The sequence below is a fragment of the Delftia sp. ASV31 genome (assembly GCF_016428765.1).
Classification (GTDB): domain Bacteria; phylum Pseudomonadota; class Gammaproteobacteria; order Burkholderiales; family Burkholderiaceae_C; genus Comamonas; species Comamonas acidovorans.
In genome coordinates, this window is the sequence record NZ_JAELTK010000010.1 from 56,714 (window position 1) to 73,356 (window position 16,643).

Here is a 16,643-nt window from a genome sequence, read left to right on the forward strand (position 1 = left end):
AAACCCTGAATCCACCGTGTTGACGGGGCTTGTTGCAAAAACAATAATTACCACGTTAACTAAATCCACACCATGCAGATTCAGCCCTTTCTCCTGGATGACGGCCTTGCGCTGGGCACGGTCTACGGCACGCTGCTCAACCAGCAGGCCACCGTGCAGCGCCTGTCGCCGCAGTTCGACAGCGCGCCCTACAAGGCCGCTCCGCGCGCCCCCGTGCTCTATCTCAAGCCACGCAACACCTGGGCGCGCGACGGCGCTGCGGTGGCCCTGCCGGCCGATCCGGGCGAGGTCCGCGTCGATGCCAGCATCGGCCTGGTGATCGGCCGCAGCGCCACGCGCGTCAGCGAAGCAACGGCTATGGACCATGTGGCCGGCTGGCTGATCGCCAGCGACCTCACGCTGCCGCACGAGAACTACTACCGCCCCGCCATCCGCCAGCGCTGCCGCGACGGTTTCTGCCCGCTGGGCACCCTCGTTCGCGCCACAGGCTTTGACGCACAGGCGGCCACGCTCACGGTGTCCATCAATGGTGAACAGGTCTGGCAGCGCGGCTTTGCCGACCTGGTGCGCCCGCCCGCAAGGCTGCTGGCCGACGTGACCGAATTCATGACGCTGTCGCCCGGCGACGTGCTGCTGCTGGGCCCGGGCGAAGGCGCGCCGCTGGCGCGGCCCGGGGACCGCGTGGTCATCGAGGTGCCCGGCCTGGGCCGGCTCACGCATTCGGTGGTGGCAGAACAGGGAGCAGCAGCATGAAGCACGGACGCGTCATCTTCGAAGGGCAGACCCTGCAGGTCACCGAAGGCCCGCACGGACAGGTGCAGTTGCCCAATGGCCGCCTGGTGGCGGAGACCGCCGTGCAGTGGCTGCCGCCGCTGCAGTTCGGCACCGTCTTCGCGCTGGGCCTGAACTATGCGGACCATGCCAAGGAAATCGCCTTCAACAAGGCGCCCGAGGAGCCGCTGGTCTTCCTCAAGGGCCCGAACACGCTGAACGGCCACCACGGCCGCACGTACCGGCCCGCCGACGTGGCCTACATGCACTTCGAGTGCGAGCTGGGCGTGGTCATAGGCAAGACCTGCCGCAACGTGCGCCGCGAAGACGCCTACGGCGTGGTCGCCGGCTACTGCACGGCCAACGACTACGCCATACGCGACTACCTGGAGAACTTCTACCGGCCCAACCTGCGCGTGAAAAACCGCGACGGCGCCACGCCCGTGGGCCCGTGGTTCGTCGATGCAGCCGATGTGCCCGACCCCATGAATCTGCGCCTGCGCAGCTGGGTCAACGGCGAGCTCAAGCAGGACGGCAGCACGCGCGACATGGTGCATGACATCCCCTCGCTGATCGCCCACCTGTCGGGCTTCATGACCCTGAACCCCGGCGATCTCATCCTCACCGGCACGCCCGACGGCGTGGCCGACTCCCGCGTGGGCGACGAGATCGTCACCGAGATCGAAGGCCTGGGCCGCCTGGTCAACACCATCGTCGGCGACGCGCCGGCCGCCTCCTGAACCCATCGCACACGCCAAGGAATCCCCATGCGCATTGACCACCTGATCGACGGCAAGGCCGTCGCCGGCAAGGACTATTTCGAGACCGTCAACCCCGCCACCCAGGAGGTGCTGGCCGAGGTCGCCGCAGGCGGCGAGGCCGAGGTGCAGGCCGCCGTCGCCGCCGCAAAGAACGCCTTCCCGAAATGGGCCAACACGCCCGCCACCGAACGCGCCAAGCTCGTGCGCAAGCTGGGCGACCTGATCGCCCGCCATGTGCCCGAGATCGCGCAGACCGAGACCAACGACTGCGGCCAGGTCATCGCCCAGACGGGCAAGCAGCTGGTGCCGCGCGCGGCCGACAACTTCTACTACTTTGCCGAGATGTGCACGCGCGTGGACGGCCACACCTATCCCACGCCCACGCACCTGAACTACACCCTGTTCCACCCCGTGGGCGTGTGCGCGCTGATCTCGCCCTGGAACGTGCCCTTCATGACGGCCACCTGGAAGGTGGCGCCCTGCCTGGCCTTCGGCAACACGGCCGTGCTCAAGATGAGCGAGCTGTCGCCCATGACGGCCGCGCGCCTGGGCGAGCTGGCGCTGGAGGCCGGCATTCCGCCCGGCGTGCTCAACCTGGTGCACGGCTACGGCAAGGACGCGGGCGAGCCCCTGGTGCGCCACCGCGATGTGCGCGCAGTCTCGTTCACGGGCTCGACCCAGACCGGCAACCGCATCGTGCAGGCCGCCGGCCTCAAGAAGTTCAGCATGGAGCTGGGCGGCAAGAGCCCCTTCGTGATCTTTGACGACGCCGACTTCGAGCGCGCGCTGGATGCGGCCGTGTTCATGATCTTCTCCAACAACGGCGAGCGCTGCACGGCCGGCAGCCGCATCCTGGTGCAAAAGGGCATCTACGCGAAGTTCGTGGACCGCTTCGTGGAGCGCGCCAGGAAGATCACCGTGGGCGACCCGCTGGACGAATCCACCATCGTCGGCCCCATGATCAGCGCCAGCCACCTGGCCAAGGTGCGCCACTACATCGAACTGGGCCAGAAGGAAGGCGCCAGCATGCTGTGCGGCGGCCTGGATGCGCCCGTGCTGTCCGAGCGCGTGCGCAAGGGCAACTACGTGCTGCCCACGGTGTTTGCCGACGTGGACAACCGCATGCAGATCGCCCAGGACGAGATCTTCGGCCCCGTGGCCTGCATCATCCCCTTCAGCGACGAGGCCGAGGCCGTGCGCCTGGCCAACGACATCCAGTACGGCCTGTCCAGCTACGTCTGGACCGAGAGCGTGGGCCGCGCCCACCGCGTGGCCGCCGCCATCGAGGCCGGCATGTGCTTCGTCAACAGCCAGAACGTGCGTGACCTGCGCCAGCCCTTCGGCGGCACCAAGGCCTCGGGCACGGGCCGCGAGGGCGGCAGCTGGAGCTACGAAGTCTTCTGCGAGCCCAAGAACGTGGCCGTCTCGCTGGGCTCGCACCATATCCCGCACTGGGGCGTCTGAACGGGCGACCAGCGACAACGACAAAGAGAACCGAGGAGACAAGACATGCAACGCCGCCATTTCCTGCAATCCACCGCAGCCACCACGGCCGCAGCGCTGATGCTCCCGGGCCTTTCCCAGGCCCAGCCCGGTAGCCCGGCCGGCACCTGGCCTGCAAAACCGCTGCGCATCATCGTGCCCTTCACGCCGGGCGGCACCACCGACCTGGTGGCGCGCCTGGTGGGCACCGAGCTGGGCAAGTCCCTGGGCCAGCCTGTGATCGTGGAGAACAAGCCCGGCGCGGGCACGGTGATCGGCGTGGACTATGTGTCCAAGCAGCCGGCCGACGGCTACACCCTGGTGTGCGTGGCCAACAGCTTCACGGCCAACAAGACGCTGGTGAAGAACCTGCCCTACGACACCACGCGCGACCTCAAGCCCGTGGCGCTGATGGGCCTGTCAGAGCATGTGCTGGCCACCCACCCGGGCAGCGGCCTGAAGACGCTGGCCGATCTGCGCAGCCGCGCCAAGGCCAGGCCCGGCGAGCTCAGCTATGCCTCGTTCGGCAACGGCACCTCGGCCCATCTGTCGGGCGCGCTGCTGTGCCAGGAGATGGGCATCGAGATGGTCCACATCCCCTACAAGGGCCAGGGCCCGGCGCTGGCCGACCTGCTGGGCGGCCAGGTGGACGTGATGTTCGGCAACTGGCCCGAGTTCCGTGGCCATGTGCAAAGCGGCAAGCTGGTGGCACTGGGCATGGCCACGCGCCAGCGCTCGCAGTTCGCGCCCCAGGTGCCCACGCTGGCCGAGCAGGGCGTGGCGCTGGAATCCAACTCCTGGCAGGGTCTGCTGGCACCCGGCGCCACGCCCGATGCGCTGGTGCAGCGCATCAACGCCGCCGTGGTCAAGGCCCTGGCCGAGCCCGCCGTGGTGGACGCTTTCGCGCGCGGCGGCATCGTCTCGCAGGCCGGCACGGCGCAGCAGTTCGCGGCCTTCGTCACCAGCGAAATCGCCAAGTACGAAGCCATCATCCGCCGCGCCAACATCACGCTGGGTTGAGGCAGACACCGGGAGCCGCCATGAGCCTGTACACCATGCAGAAATTCCTGTTCCAGCTCAACCGCGAGCCCGAGGTGCAGCGGCGCTTTGCCGAGGACCGCGCCGCGCTGCTGGCCGAGTACGCGCTGGAGCCCGAGGAGTACGAAGCCATGTTCCACGGCGACATCGGCAAGCTCTACGTGCTGGGCTGCAACGGCCAGCTGCTGATGCACTTCGCGCCGCTGCTGGGCATGCCCTGGGCCGACTACCTGCAGGCCATGCGCGACGGCGTGCAAAAGCACGGACCGGTGCGCGCGGGCGTCTACGCGATGACGACAGCCACCAACGAAAAGATCGCAGGAGTTTGAGATGAGTCTGGTATTTGCAGGCGTTTGCAGCCACGCGCCCGGCATCACGGGCCGCGCACACCTGGCCGATCCGGCCACCAGGGATGCCTTCCATGCCGCCTTCCGCGACATGGGCGCACGGCTGGAGGCGGCGCGCCCCGATGCCGTGATCGTCATCGCGGCCGAGCACTTCGCCAACTTCTTCATGAACAACATGCCGGCCTATGCCATCGGCATGGCAAACCACTACGAAGGGCCCATCGAGGACCCGGCCTGGCTGGGCATAGAGCGCCACCGCATCCCCGGCAATGCCGAGCTGTCGCGGCGCCTGATCACCGAGGTCATGCAGACCGTGGACGTGGCCTTTGCCGAGGAGTGGAAGTTCGACCACGGCATCATGGTCCCGCTGCACTTTCTGACGCCGGCCTATGACAAGGACATCATCCCCGTCAACATCAACTGCCAGGGCCCGCCGCTGACGCCGCTGCACCGCGCCTGGGCCTTTGGCGAGGCCCTGCGCCGCGCCTGCGACAAGGCGCCCGAGCGCATCGCCATCGTGGGCACGGGCGGCATCTCGCACTGGCCGGCCACGCCCGACTCGGGCAAGGTCAACTGGGAGTGGGACCAGCAGTTCATGGACCGCTGGTGCCGCAACGACCGGGACGCGCTGCTGTCGTACACCGACGCCGAGACCTACCGCGACGGCGGCCAGGGCGGCTTCGAGATCCGCAGCTTCATCGCCGTGGCCGCCGCCGCGCGCGGCGCGGGTCAGGTGCTGTACTGCCAGCCCATTCCCATCTTCGCCGTGAGCTGCACGGCCGCCACCATGGAGGTGGCCTGAATGCCGCACGTGGTCATCCTCTACACGGCCAGCCTGGACGCGCACACCGACATGACGCAGCTGTGCCGCGCCCTGGCCGACACCATGCTCACCGTGCGCGCCGAAGACGGCGCCCAGGTCTTTCCCACGGGCGGCACGCGCGTGCTGGCCTACCCCGCGCCGCACAGCGCCGTGGCCGATGGCGGGGCTGCGGGCCGCGCAGCGGGCGGCGATGGCGACTACGGCTTCATCTACATCAACCTGCGCATGGGCCGGGGCCGCTCGGCCGCCGTGCAGCAGCAGGCAGGCGACGCCCTGCTGGCCTGCGCGCGCCGCCATCTGCAGCCGCTGTTCGCGCAGCGCCACCTGGGCCTGACCGTGCAGGTCGATGAAAGCCCGAGCCAGGTGTATGACGGCAAGCACAGCACCCTCCACCCTCTCTTTTCCAGGCCTTGAAATGTTTTCCCAAGAACTGTTGACCCAACTGGCCCAGGAGCTCGACCGCAGCGAGAAGACGCGCGTGCAGGTCGAGCATTTCTCCAAGCGCTTTCCCGGCATGACCGTGGAGGATGGCTACCGCGTCTCGCGCGAATGGGTGCGCCTGCAGATCGCGGCGGGGCGCAAGGTGATCGGCCACAAGATCGGCCTGACCTCGCGCGCCATGCAGATATCGAGCCAGATCGACGAGCCCGACTACGGCACCCTGCTCGACAGCATGCTCTACCGCTGCACGCCGGGCCAGGTGCTGGACATCCCGGCCGCCCACTTCATCGCGCCGCGCGTGGAGGTGGAGCTGGCCTTCGTGCTCAAGGCGCCGCTGCGCGGCCCGGGCCTGCCTGGCGGCAAGGAGATCACGCTGCAGGACGTGCTGGACGCCACCGACCATGTGACGCCGGCCATCGAGATCATCGACGCGCGCATCGAGCAGTTCGACCGCCACACCAAGGCCATGCGCAAGGTCTACGACACCATCAGCGACAACGCGGCCAATGCGGGCATCGTGGTCGGCGCCGGGCAGGCTGTTCCCGGGGTGCTTGACCTGCCCTGGTGCGGCGCCATACTGCGCCAGAACGGGGTGGTCGAGGAGACCGGCCTGGCTGCCGGCGTGCAGGGCCATCCCGCCATCGGCGTGGCCTGGCTGGCCAACAAGCTCTCGCCCTGGGGCGAGGCCCTGGAGGCCGGCCAGACCGTGCTGGCCGGCTCGTTCACGCGCCCCGTGGCGGCCAGGGCCGGCGACCTGTTCGATGCCGACTACGGCCCGCTGGGCCGCCTGCAATTCCGTTTTTTCTAGGCGCCGTCGTCCCGACGCCTGCCCCGCCCTTATTGGAGATTTCCCATGCCGCTTGCCCTGCGCGACCCCAGCCTGCTCAAGAACCTCTGCCTGATCGACGGCCAATGGCTGGCCGCCGACGATGGCAGCCGCATCGACGTCCACAACCCCGCCACGGGCGAGTCCGTGGGCCATGTGCCCCGCATGGGAGAGGCCGAGACGCAGCGCGCCATCGCCGCCGCCGAACGCGCCTTCGCCCTCTGGAAGCAGCAGACCGCCGAGGCCCGCGCGCGCCTGCTGCAGCGCTGGTTCGAGCTGATGATGGAGAACCAGGAGGACCTGGCCCTGATCATGACCAGCGAGCAGGGCAAGCCCCTGGCCGAGTCGCGCGGTGAGATCGCCTACGCGGCCTCCTACGTGCAGTGGTTTGCCGAGGAAGCGCGCCGCATCTACGGCTCCACCGTGCCCGCGCCCTGGGCCGACAAGCGCATCATCGTGACCAAGGAGCCCGTGGGGGTCTGCGCCGCGATCACGCCCTGGAACTTCCCGGCCGCCATGATCACGCGCAAGGTCGCACCCGCCCTGGCCGCGGGCTGCACCATCATCGTCAAGCCCGCGCAGCAGACACCGCTGTCGGCCCTGGCCATGGCCGAGCTGGCCCAGCGCGCCGGCATTCCCGAAGGCGTGTTCAGCGTGATCACGGGCTCCTCGCGCGCCATCGGCGGCGTGCTCACGGCCAGCATGGCCGTGCGCAAGCTGACCTTCACGGGCTCCACCGAAGTGGGCCGCGTGCTGGCCGAGCAATGCGCGCCCACGCTCAAGAAGATGTCGCTGGAGCTGGGCGGCAACGCGCCCTTCATCGTCTTCGATGACGCGGACCTCGATGCCGCCGTCGAAGGCGCCATGGCCTCCAAGTACCGCAACACTGGCCAGACCTGCGTGTGCGCCAACCGCCTGCTGGTGCAGGACGGCGTGTACGACGCCTTCATGGCCAGGCTCAAGGTCGCCGTGCAGGCCCTCAAGGTGGGCAACGGCCTGGAGGCCGGCGTGGGCCAGGGCCCGCTGATCGACCAGGCCGCCGTGGACAAGGTCGAGGAACTGGTGGCCGATGCCGTGAAGAACGGCGCCGAGGTCGTGCTGGGCGGCAAGCGCCACGCGCTGGGCGGCACCTTCTACGAGCCCACCATCCTGGCCAACGCCACGGACCGCATGCGCATCGCCAGGGAAGAGGTCTTCGGCCCCGTGGCGCCCGTGTTCCGCTTCAAGACCGAGGAAGAGGCCATCCGCATGGCCAACGACACCGAGTACGGCCTGGCTGCCTACTTCTACGCCCGCGATGTGGGCCGCGTGTGGCGCGTGGGCGAGGCGCTGGAGTACGGCATGGTGGGCATCAACAGCGGCATCATCAGCACGGCCGTGGCGCCGTTTGGCGGCGTCAAGCAGTCGGGCATGGGCCGCGAGGGCGGCGCCGCCGGCATAGAGGAATACCTGAGCACCAAGTACCTGTGCATGGGCCACTGAGGCCCGGACAATCACACCATGCAGACACCTGTGAACCGCTTCAAGGCCGCCATTGCGGCCGACCAACCCCAGATCGGCCTGTGGCTGGGCCTGGCCGACGCCTATTCGGCGGAAATCTGCGCGGGCGCCGGTTTCGACTGGCTCCTGATCGACGGCGAGCATTCGCCCAACGACACGCGCACCCTGCTGGCGCAGCTGCAGGCCATCGCGGCCTATCCCGACAGCCATGCCATTGCCCGCGTGCCCATGGGACACGGCGAGGTCGGCGAGATGCTGATCAAGCAGTACCTGGACATCGGCGTGCAGACCCTGCTCGTGCCCATGGTGGACACGGCCGAGCAGGCCGCACGCATCGTGCGCGCCGCGCGCTATCCGCAGGCCGACGGCCAGGGCGGCATCCGCGGCATGGGCGGGGCGCGCGCCTCGGCCTGGGGCCGGCGCGCCAACTACGCCCATGAAGCCAACGCCCAGGTCTGCGTGCTGGTGCAGGTGGAGACACGCCAGGCGCTGGCCCACCTGGACGCCATTGCCGCCACCGAGGGTGTGGACGGCGTCTTCATCGGCCCGGCCGACCTGTCGGCCTCCATGGGCCACATCGGCAACCCCGGCCACCCCGAGGTGCAGGAGGCGATTGCCGACGCCATCGCGCGCATACGCCGCGCCGGCAAGGCGCCCGGCATCCTCACGCCCAACGAGGCCCTGGCGCGCAAGTACCTGGAGCTGGGCTGCACCTTCACGGCCGTGGGCCTGGACACCAGCGTGCTGGTGCAGGCCACCAGCGCGCTGGCTGCGCGCTTCAAGCAGGCAGCGGCCCCCGCGCCGAAAAGCCAGACCTATTGAGGCCCCGGCCTGACAAGGCGCCCGCAACGCCGCTCCGGGGAGGGAGCGGCGGCTGCATAGAATCCAGCCGACAGATGCTGCCGAACATGCCCCAGACCACGCCCTCTTTTGCCCCCGAGCCGCTGCGCGCCTTCTCGCGCTCCCTGCCCATGGCGCTGCTGCGCGCCCGCGAATCGGTCATGGTGCGCTTTCGGCCCATGCTGCGCGCCCATGGCCTGACCGAACAGCAGTGGCGCGTGCTGCGCGCCATGGCGGCGGTCACGCACAGGCTGCGGCCCATGGAACTGTCGCAGGCCACCTACATCAGCATGCCCAGCCTCTCGCGCCTGCTCAAGACGCTGGAAGGCCGGCAGCTGGTGGAGCGCTCGCGCCACGCCAGCGACATGCGCGGCGCCGAGTTCGAGCTCACGGCGGCCGGCCACGCCATCGTGGCCGAGATCGCGCCGCATTCCTCCGAGACCTATGCCGAGATCGAGCGCCTGGTGGGCCATGAAGAGATCGAGCAGCTCTACGCCCTGCTCGACCAGGTCGTGCAGCGCCTGGGCGCGGCCGACGGCAGCCAGGCCGAGGAATAGCCGCCCCGGCACGCCGGTCGGGCACTGCCGGGCACAATCGCCCCATGCCGCAGCCGATTGCCGTCATCGACTTTGAAACCACGGGCATGGCGCCCGCCCAGGGCGCGCGTGCCACCGAGGTCGCCATCGTGCTGATCGAGGGCGGCCAGGTCGTGGACCGCTTCCAGAGCCTGATGCGCACCGGCGCCTGGATACCGCCCTTCATCACGCGGCTGACCGGCATCACCAATACCATGGTCGCAGCCGCGCCGCCCGCCGAGGACGTGATGCGCGATGCCGCCCGCTTCGTTGGCAGCGCCCCCATGGTGGCGCACAACGCGGCCTTCGACAGCAAGTTCTGGCAGTCCGAACTGGCCCTGGCCGGCGAGGCCGCGCCCCAGCCCTTTGCCTGCACCGTGCTGCTGTCGCGCCGCATCTACCCGGAGGCGCCCAGCCACAGCCTGAGCCGGCTCACCGCCCACCTGGGCCTGCCCGTGGCCGAGCGTGCCCACCGGGCGCTGGCCGATGCCGAGATGGCCGCCGCCCTGCTGGCGCGCATGCAGCAGGACCTGTGCCTGCGCCACGCGCTGGCCTGGCCAGAGCATGCCCTGCTGATGCAGCTGCAGCGCTGCACGCGGGCCCGCATGAAGGCCTGGCTGAACGAGAACGCCGCGCCCGCCCAGATGAGCATGGCGCTGTGAGCCGGCGCCGCGCACACAGGGCAAAGACCTCCCTGGCAGAGGCCCCATCGGCCGCTTCTGCCGGCATCCGCACCCATAATGCAAGGTTGCTGCCCGGCTCCGGGCGCCCGTCCCAAACGCTGCAGCCCTGCTGCGGCCTTGCTGCCGCCTGGTTCTTGCACCCGTGAATTCCGCACTGCCTCCCGCCGCCATGGCCGCCCTGCCTCCACAGTCCCCGTTCTCGTCGCGCGAGTTCCGCGACGCGCTGGGCCAGTTCGCCACGGGCGTGACCATCGTCACCGCACGCAGCCCGCAGGGCCATCCGGTGGGCGTCACCGTGAGCTCGTTCAACTCCGTCTCGCTCACGCCGCCGCTGGTGCTGTGGAGCATGGCGCTGTCGGCGGCCTCGCTGCCCGTGTTCCAGCATTGCTCGCACTACGCCATCCACGTGCTGTCGGCCTCGCAAAAGCCCCTGGCCGAGCTGTTCGCGCGCAAGGGCGTGGACCGCTTCGCCAACACCGCCTGGCGCAGCTCGGCCCAGGGCGTGCCGCTGCTGTCCGAAGCCACCACCGTCTTCGAGTGCCGCAACCGCCATCGCCATGAAGAAGGCGACCATGTGATCTTCATCGGCGAGGTCGAGCAGTGCAGCCACCAGGCCGGCCACACGCCGCTGCTGTACCACGCAGGCCGCATGCACACGGGCGGCCTGGGCTGAGCCCGGGCCCGCGGCAGCACTCTCGTCGCCTCTTTCAGCGACTCCCCCATTCCCGTACCTTCCCGCCTCCGGGTAATCCCCGGTCCGGGAAATCGGTGTCTGCGCATATTGTATATACAGGCTTATACATCTGATCGCAGACCCATCCACAGGCTGATGAAGCCCGTGGATGCGGCAGCCATTTCACCAATGACGGGGGGAGACAGCACATGAGTTCACCATCTGCAGGCAGCCTGCACCGAGGGCTGTCGGCCCGCCATATCCGCTTCATGGCACTGGGCTCGGCCATAGGCACGGGGCTGTTCTACGGCTCGGCCAAGGCCATACAGCAGGCGGGGCCCTCGGTGCTGATCGCCTACCTGCTGGCGGGCGCGGCGGTCTACATGGTGATGCGCGCGCTGGGCGAGATGGCCGTGCACAACCCCGTGCCCGGCTCCTTCGGCCAGTACGCCAGCGACTACCTGGGGCCGTTCGCCGGCTTCGTCACGGGCTGGACCTATACCTTCGAGATGGTCATCGTCTGCCTGGCCGACGTCACGGCCTTCGGCATCTACATGGGGTTCTGGTTTCCCGAGGTGCCGCGCTGGATCTGGGTGCTGTCCATCGTCTGCTTCATCGGCGCGCTCAACCTGTGCTCGGTCAAGGTGTTCGGCGAGATGGAGTTCTGGCTGTCCCTGCTCAAGGTGGCGGCCATCATCGCCATGATCGGCGGCGGCCTGGGCATCATGGTGTTCGGCTTCGGCATGGCGGCCGGCCAGGCGCCCACCGGCGTGCAGAACCTGTGGGTGCACGGCGGCTTCATGCCCCATGGCGTCTCAGGGCTGATCGCCTCGCTGGCGGTGGTGGTGTTCGCCTTCGGGGGCATCGAGATCATCGGCATCTCGGCCGGCGAGGCCAAGGACCCGGCGCGCGTGATCCCGCGCGCCATCAACGCCGTGCCGCTGCGCATCCTGCTGTTCTACGTGCTCACGCTGTTCGTGCTGATGAGCATCTTCCCCTGGCCGCAGATCGGCAGCCAGGGCAGCCCCTTCGTGCAGATCTTCAGCGGCCTGGGCATTTCCTCGGCCGCCACCATCCTCAACATCGTGGTGATCTCGGCGGCCGTGTCGGCCATCAACAGCGACATCTTCGGCGCCGGCCGCATGCTGTACGGCATGGCGCACCAGGGCCAGGCCCCCGCCGGCTTCGGCCGCGTCTCGCGCCATGGCGTGCCCTGGATGACGGTGGTGGTGATGGCCGTGGCGCTGCTGGCCGGCGTGGTGCTGAACTACCTGATCCCCGAGGACGTGTTCCTGCTGATCGCCTCCATCGCCACCTTCGCCACGGTCTGGGTCTGGCTGATGATCCTGCTGTCGCAGTTCGCGGCGCGCCGCCGCATGAGCCCGCAGCAAGTGGCCGCGCTGAAGTTCCCGGTCCCGCTGTGGCCCGCTGCGCCGCTGGCCGCCATCGCCTTCATGCTGCTGGTGCTGGGCGTGCTCGGCTACTTCCCCCACACCCGTGCAGCCCTGGTCGTGGGCGGCCTGTGGATCGCGCTGCTGGGCGCCGCCTACCTGCTGTGGGTGCGCCCCGCCGCCGCGCGTGCGCAAAGCGAGGTGATGCTGCCTGCGGCAGAGTGAACTGCTGCAGGCCCCCGGGTGGACAATCGACTACCGTATCCAGAAAGCCCGGGCATGCAAATCTTCCAATAGGGCGAAAGTCTTGCCGCATGCCAGCCGGACTGCGTTGGAGCCGCGATGAATCCAATGCAAGAGACTGAGCAAGCACTGTGACCAGGCCATCGGCAGCCTGGCCATCCGCAACCCTTTCAGGATTGCATGAAGCCACGGCCCCAGGCCGTGGCAGCGCTCAGCGCGAGGCGTCGGGCAGTTCGATCTTGACTTCGAGCACTTCGAGGTTTTCCTGGCGCTCCAGGTGCACCTTGATGTCGTTGACGTCGATGTCCACGTACTTGGAGATCACCGCCATCAGCTCCTTTTGCAGCGCAGGCAGGTAGTCGGGACCGCCGCCGTTGCCGCCCACGCGCTCACGCGCGAGGATGATCTGCAGGCGCTCCTTGGCCACCGAGGCCGTCTTCTTCTTTTCTCCGAGCAGGAAAGAGAGCATGGACATGGCCGCTTACCTCCCCCCGAACATGCGTTTGAAGAAGCCGGGCTTTTGCGCTTCGGTGAAGCGCATGGGCTTTTCCTCGCCCAGGAAGCGCGCGACCACGTCCTGGTAGGCCTCGGCCACGTCCGAGCCCTGCATGTGCACGGCGGGAATGCCCTGGTTGGAGGCCTGCAGCACGGTTTCGGACTCGGGCACGACGCCGATCAGCTCGATGCGCAGGATGTCCTGGATGTCCTCCAGCGACAGCATCTGGCCGTCCTGCACGCGGTTGGGGTTGTAGCGCGTGATCAGCAGGTGTTCCTTGACGCTCTCGCCCGCGATGGCGCGCGCGGTCTTGGAGCTGAGCATGCCCAGGATGCGGTCGGAGTCGCGCACGGAGGAGACTTCCGGGTTGGTCACGACCAGGGCCTCGTCGGCGAAGTGCATGGCGATCAGGGCGCCGCTTTCGATGCCGGCCGGCGAGTCGCAGACGATGTACTCGAAGTCCATGCCCGCCAGGTCGTCCAGGATCTTCTTGACGCCTTCCTGCGTCAGCGCATCCTTGTCACGCGTCTGGGAGGCGGCCAGCACGAAGAGGTTGTCGCACTGCTTGTCCTTGATCAGGGCCTGGTTGAGGTTGGCCTCTCCCTGGATGACGTTGATCAGGTCGTAGACCACGCGGCGCTCGCAGCCCATGATCAGGTCCAGGTTGCGCAGGCCCACGTCGAAATCGATGACGGCGGTCTTGTGCCCGCGCAATGCGAGGCCCGATGCGAAGCTGGCACTGGTGGTGGTCTTGCCCACGCCACCCTTGCCGGAGGTCACGACGACTATTTTGGCCATGTTTGCACGGTTCCTTAAAGACTGGAGAGCAAAGAAGAGGGGTCCGGTGTCATACCGGCTCGATGAGGATTTTCTCGCCGTCGAGACGCACCTTGGCGGGCCTGGCAGCCACGTCCGCCGGGAGATCGGTCTCGATTGTGCGATAGATGCCGGCAATCGACAGCAGCTGTGCTTCCATGCAGGTGCTGAAGATGCGCGCCTCGGTGTTGCCGCGCGCCCCGGCGATGGCCCTGCCGCGCAGTGGCGCGTAGACATGGACGTTGCCGTCGGCGATGACTTCGGCACCATAGCTGACCATGGCCAGCACCACGATGTCGGTGCCGCGCGCATAGACGCGCTGGCCCGAGCGCAGCGGCTTGTCCACGATGAGGGCGTCGGCCTGGGGAGCAGGCACCTCGCGCACCACCTCGATCTCGCGCACGACTTCCTGGATCTCGATCTCGGGCACCGTGGGCCGCACGGGTGCGGCCTCGGGCGCGGGCGCCAGGCCTGCGGCACGCGCCGCCTCCATCTGCGCCGGGCTGCCGCCGCGCACGGCCACGGGCACGGTGCGGTGAAAGCGCAGCGCCTCCACGAGCACGGCGAAGTCGATGGACTCCTCGGCCTCGCGCACATGGGCCAGGTCGATCAGCACGGGGTCGTTGTCGAAGAAATCCGGGTCGTCGGCCAGGCGCTGGGCCAGGTCGGCCACGAGCGCACGTACGTCGGTATCCCGCAGGGTCACGGCCACCACGGGCAGCTGCGCGCTCTTGAGGTCGAAGCTGGGGCGGGCAGTACTCGTCGTTTCAACGGCCATGGGACTGGGAGTGCGGTGGATGGGAGAGTTGCCTCTCGACGCGCAAAGTGTACTGTGTGCGCAGTACATGGGCGCCCACTCCCGCCGGGAGGCCGGCACCGGGGAGTGTCCATTTGTGTTGTGTCACATACGGCCCATGCCCCCGTGGCGGGGGCCGGGCGGGCCCGGTCACTGAAACCGGGGCTTACGCTTCTCCACGAAGGCCATCACGGCCTCGCGGTGGTCGGCGGTCTTGTGGGCCAGGGCCTGGTAGCCGGCGGACAGCTCCAGCAGCGACTCCAGCGTGCTGTGCTCGCCCTCGCGCAAGAGGCGCTTGGTCATGCGCATCACGGCGCCGGGGTTGGCGGCGATCTTGTCGGCCAGCGCGCGCGCCGTGGGCAGCAGCTGGTCGGCGGGCACGACGCGGCTGACCAGGCCACAGGCCAGGGCCTGCTGCGCGTCGATGGCCTCGCCCGTGAACGCCATCTCGGCCGCCTTGGCGCGGCCCACGGCGCGCGGCAGCAGCCAGGCGCCGCCGTCCCCGGGGACGATGCCCACGCGCACGAAGCTCTCGGCAAAGGTGGCCGTCTCGCTGGCGATGCGGATGTCGCACATGCAGGTCAGGTCCAGCCCCGCGCCGATGGCCGGGCCGTTGATGGCGCAGATCACGGGCACGTCCAGCTGGGTCAGGGCGCGCGGAATGCGCTGTATGCCCTGGCGGTACTCCTCGCGGATGGCATCGGGCGTGAGCGCGTCGTCGAAGAAGCGCTGCATGTCCTTGACGTTGCCGCCCGAGCTGAAGATGGGGCCGGCGCCCGTGAGGATGACGGCCTTGACCGAGGCATCGCGCCGGATCTCGTCGCAGACCTGCACGAATTCCTCCACGGCCGTGTTGCCCGTGAGCGCATTGCGCGTCTCGGGCTGGTTCATGGTGAGGGTCCAGATGGCGCCGTCGCGCTCGATGTTCAGAAAGGGCATGGATGGGGTTCCTTCGAAAGCCTGTCAGGCGGTGATATCGGCGGTGATATCGGTGGTGGAGCGGATCAGATCCAGGGTGCTGCCCGCGTGGCCATGGACCAGCGCGGCGCCTGCCACACCGTGCCAGTACGACTCGGAGCCCGCCGTCTGGCGCCAGGCATGCAGGCGGCGCGTGAGCAGTTGCAGGTCGTATTCCTCGGTGAAGCCCATGGCGCCGTGGATGGCGTGGGCCGCCTCGGCCACGGCCAGCGCGGCCTGGCTGCAGCGCGCCTTGGCCACGGCCACGCGCAGCCGCTCGGGGAAGATGCCTTGCCCCGCGCAGCCCAGCCGGGCCGCCATGCGCGCGGCGAAGACATGCTCGCTCATCACCGCCAGCTGGTGCTGAATGGCCTGGAACTTGCCGATGGGGCGGCCGAACTGCTGGCGGTCATTCGCGTACTGCAGCGTGCGCTGGAACACCTCCATGAGTGCGCCCGCGAGCTGCGCCGCCACCAGGCCGGCCTGCAGCGTGCGCAGGTCCAGCCCATCCGGCAGGGCGATAGCGGGAGCAGGTGCCGCGCGGACCTGATCGGCGCTCCAGCGCAGGTTCACGTCCAGGCAAAAGGCCGCTGGCTCGGACTGCGCCTGCGCCACGGGCAGCAGGCTACAGCCCTGCGCATGCTGCACCAGCACGCTGTCCGCCACCGCTCCCAGGCGCACGGGTGCGCAGTGCAGGCTGCCATCCGGCTGGAGCAGGCCTTGCGCCAACGCGATGGCGCCTGGTGGACGCTCCGCCCCCGCGCCCGCCAGCAGCGCGCGCGCCAGCATGGTTTCGCCCAGCGGCACGGGCAGCGCATGGGCGCCGGCCTGCGACCACACATCGAACAGCTGCGCCAGCGCCAGCCCCGCGCCGCCCGCGTGCTCAGGCACCAGGGCATCGGCAAAGCCGGCCTGCTCCAGCGATTGCCACAGCGCCCGGGGCGAGCCCCCGGCCTCGATGGCGCGCACCCGCGCGGGCGTGCACTCGCCCTGCAGCAGCTGGCGTGCGGCATCGGCAAACAAATCGTCTTCCATGTCTCTCTCCATTCATGACACATGACGCCAGGCCTTGGGCGTTCCGTTTGAAACTGGCGCACCTTTAACACCAGGGACACCGAGGAAGGGCCTACGCCGGCCGCGCCGCCCCGCACCGAGGGTGTCGTCCCCCCCGCGAAGCGAGAGGG

At 68.8% G+C, this 16,643-nt stretch carries 18 protein-coding genes and 1 pseudogene; 14 read left to right on the top strand and 5 right to left on the bottom strand.

Annotated elements, in window-relative coordinates:
- The first annotated feature begins 72 nt into the window (after positions 1 to 72).
- From JHD82_RS05810 to JHD82_RS05875, 14 genes and pseudogenes are all read left to right on the top strand, one after another.
- The gene (locus JHD82_RS05810; RefSeq protein ID WP_199135693.1) at positions 73 to 753 is read left to right on the top strand and encodes a fumarylacetoacetate hydrolase family protein; all 681 of its coding nucleotides are present in this window, start codon (positions 73 to 75) and stop codon (positions 751 to 753) included.
- A complete protein-coding gene (locus JHD82_RS05815; protein ID WP_199135694.1) occupies positions 750 to 1,511 on the top strand; it encodes a fumarylacetoacetate hydrolase family protein in 762 nt (253 codons plus the stop codon). The genes JHD82_RS05810 and JHD82_RS05815 overlap by 4 nt, the downstream gene beginning before the upstream one ends.
- Before the next feature lie 27 nt (positions 1,512 to 1,538).
- Complete coding sequence (gene hpaE / locus JHD82_RS05820) at positions 1,539 to 2,996, top strand: 5-carboxymethyl-2-hydroxymuconate semialdehyde dehydrogenase (RefSeq protein ID WP_061287518.1); 1,458 nt, start codon at positions 1,539 to 1,541, stop codon at positions 2,994 to 2,996.
- 42 nt (positions 2,997 to 3,038) lie between these two features.
- Positions 3,039 to 4,034: pseudogene (locus JHD82_RS05825) on the top strand (tripartite tricarboxylate transporter substrate binding protein); the annotation flags it as partial.
- Between the two features lie 20 nt (positions 4,035 to 4,054).
- Positions 4,055 to 4,381, top strand: a complete 327-nt coding sequence (locus JHD82_RS05830; RefSeq protein ID WP_012202043.1) for an aromatic ring-opening dioxygenase subunit LigA — start codon at positions 4,055 to 4,057, stop codon at positions 4,379 to 4,381.
- A gap of 1 nt (position 4,382) precedes the next feature.
- A complete protein-coding gene (locus tag JHD82_RS05835; RefSeq protein ID WP_199135695.1) occupies positions 4,383 to 5,201 on the top strand; it encodes an extradiol ring-cleavage dioxygenase in 819 nt (272 codons plus the stop codon).
- Complete coding sequence (locus tag JHD82_RS05840; RefSeq protein ID WP_199135696.1) at positions 5,202 to 5,636, top strand: 5-carboxymethyl-2-hydroxymuconate isomerase; 435 nt, start codon at positions 5,202 to 5,204, stop codon at positions 5,634 to 5,636.
- 1 nt (position 5,637) lies between these two features.
- Positions 5,638 to 6,471 carry a 2-oxo-hept-4-ene-1,7-dioate hydratase gene (gene hpaH, locus JHD82_RS05845; protein WP_199135697.1) on the top strand — a complete coding sequence of 278 codons (834 nt, stop codon included), beginning with the start codon at positions 5,638 to 5,640 and terminating at the stop codon, positions 6,469 to 6,471.
- A 45-nt stretch (positions 6,472 to 6,516) separates the two neighbouring features.
- Positions 6,517 to 7,971 carry an NAD-dependent succinate-semialdehyde dehydrogenase gene (locus JHD82_RS05850; protein WP_151020354.1) on the top strand — a complete coding sequence of 485 codons (1,455 nt, stop codon included), beginning with the start codon at positions 6,517 to 6,519 and terminating at the stop codon, positions 7,969 to 7,971.
- A gap of 18 nt (positions 7,972 to 7,989) precedes the next feature.
- The gene (locus JHD82_RS05855; RefSeq protein WP_012202038.1) at positions 7,990 to 8,811 is read left to right on the top strand and encodes an aldolase/citrate lyase family protein; all 822 of its coding nucleotides are present in this window, start codon (positions 7,990 to 7,992) and stop codon (positions 8,809 to 8,811) included.
- Between the two features lie 86 nt (positions 8,812 to 8,897).
- Complete coding sequence (hpaR, locus tag JHD82_RS05860; protein WP_013800005.1) at positions 8,898 to 9,386, top strand: homoprotocatechuate degradation operon regulator HpaR; 489 nt, start codon at positions 8,898 to 8,900, stop codon at positions 9,384 to 9,386.
- A gap of 44 nt (positions 9,387 to 9,430) precedes the next feature.
- The gene (locus JHD82_RS05865; protein WP_199135698.1) at positions 9,431 to 10,066 is read left to right on the top strand and encodes a PolC-type DNA polymerase III; all 636 of its coding nucleotides are present in this window, start codon (positions 9,431 to 9,433) and stop codon (positions 10,064 to 10,066) included.
- Between the two features lie 190 nt (positions 10,067 to 10,256).
- Positions 10,257 to 10,760: a flavin reductase family protein gene (locus JHD82_RS05870; RefSeq protein WP_012202035.1), complete on the top strand. Its 504-nt coding sequence runs from the start codon at positions 10,257 to 10,259 to the stop codon at positions 10,758 to 10,760.
- 209 nt (positions 10,761 to 10,969) lie between these two features.
- Positions 10,970 to 12,376, top strand: coding sequence for an amino acid permease (locus JHD82_RS05875; protein ID WP_199135699.1), 1,407 nt, complete (start codon positions 10,970 to 10,972; stop codon positions 12,374 to 12,376).
- Between the two features lie 229 nt (positions 12,377 to 12,605).
- On the opposite strand, the gene minE is transcribed toward JHD82_RS05875, so the two are convergent.
- From minE to JHD82_RS05900, 5 genes are all read right to left on the bottom strand, one after another.
- On the bottom strand, positions 12,606 to 12,869 hold the full coding sequence (minE, locus tag JHD82_RS05880) for a cell division topological specificity factor MinE (protein WP_012202033.1): 264 nt from the start codon (positions 12,867 to 12,869) through the stop codon (positions 12,606 to 12,608).
- 6 nt (positions 12,870 to 12,875) lie between these two features.
- Complete coding sequence (gene minD, locus JHD82_RS05885; RefSeq protein WP_016447327.1) at positions 12,876 to 13,688, bottom strand: septum site-determining protein MinD; 813 nt, start codon at positions 13,686 to 13,688, stop codon at positions 12,876 to 12,878.
- Positions 13,689 to 13,737: 49 nt separating this feature from the next.
- A complete protein-coding gene (gene minC / locus JHD82_RS05890; RefSeq protein ID WP_199135700.1) occupies positions 13,738 to 14,484 on the bottom strand; it encodes a septum site-determining protein MinC in 747 nt (248 codons plus the stop codon).
- Positions 14,485 to 14,652: 168 nt separating this feature from the next.
- Positions 14,653 to 15,441 (bottom strand): crotonase/enoyl-CoA hydratase family protein, encoded by a 789-nt coding sequence (locus JHD82_RS05895; RefSeq protein WP_071953930.1) that lies wholly within the window; start codon positions 15,439 to 15,441, stop codon positions 14,653 to 14,655.
- Between the two features lie 24 nt (positions 15,442 to 15,465).
- Positions 15,466 to 16,494, bottom strand: coding sequence for an acyl-CoA dehydrogenase family protein (locus JHD82_RS05900; RefSeq protein WP_199135701.1), 1,029 nt, complete (start codon positions 16,492 to 16,494; stop codon positions 15,466 to 15,468).
- Positions 16,495 to 16,643: the final 149 nt, after the last annotated feature.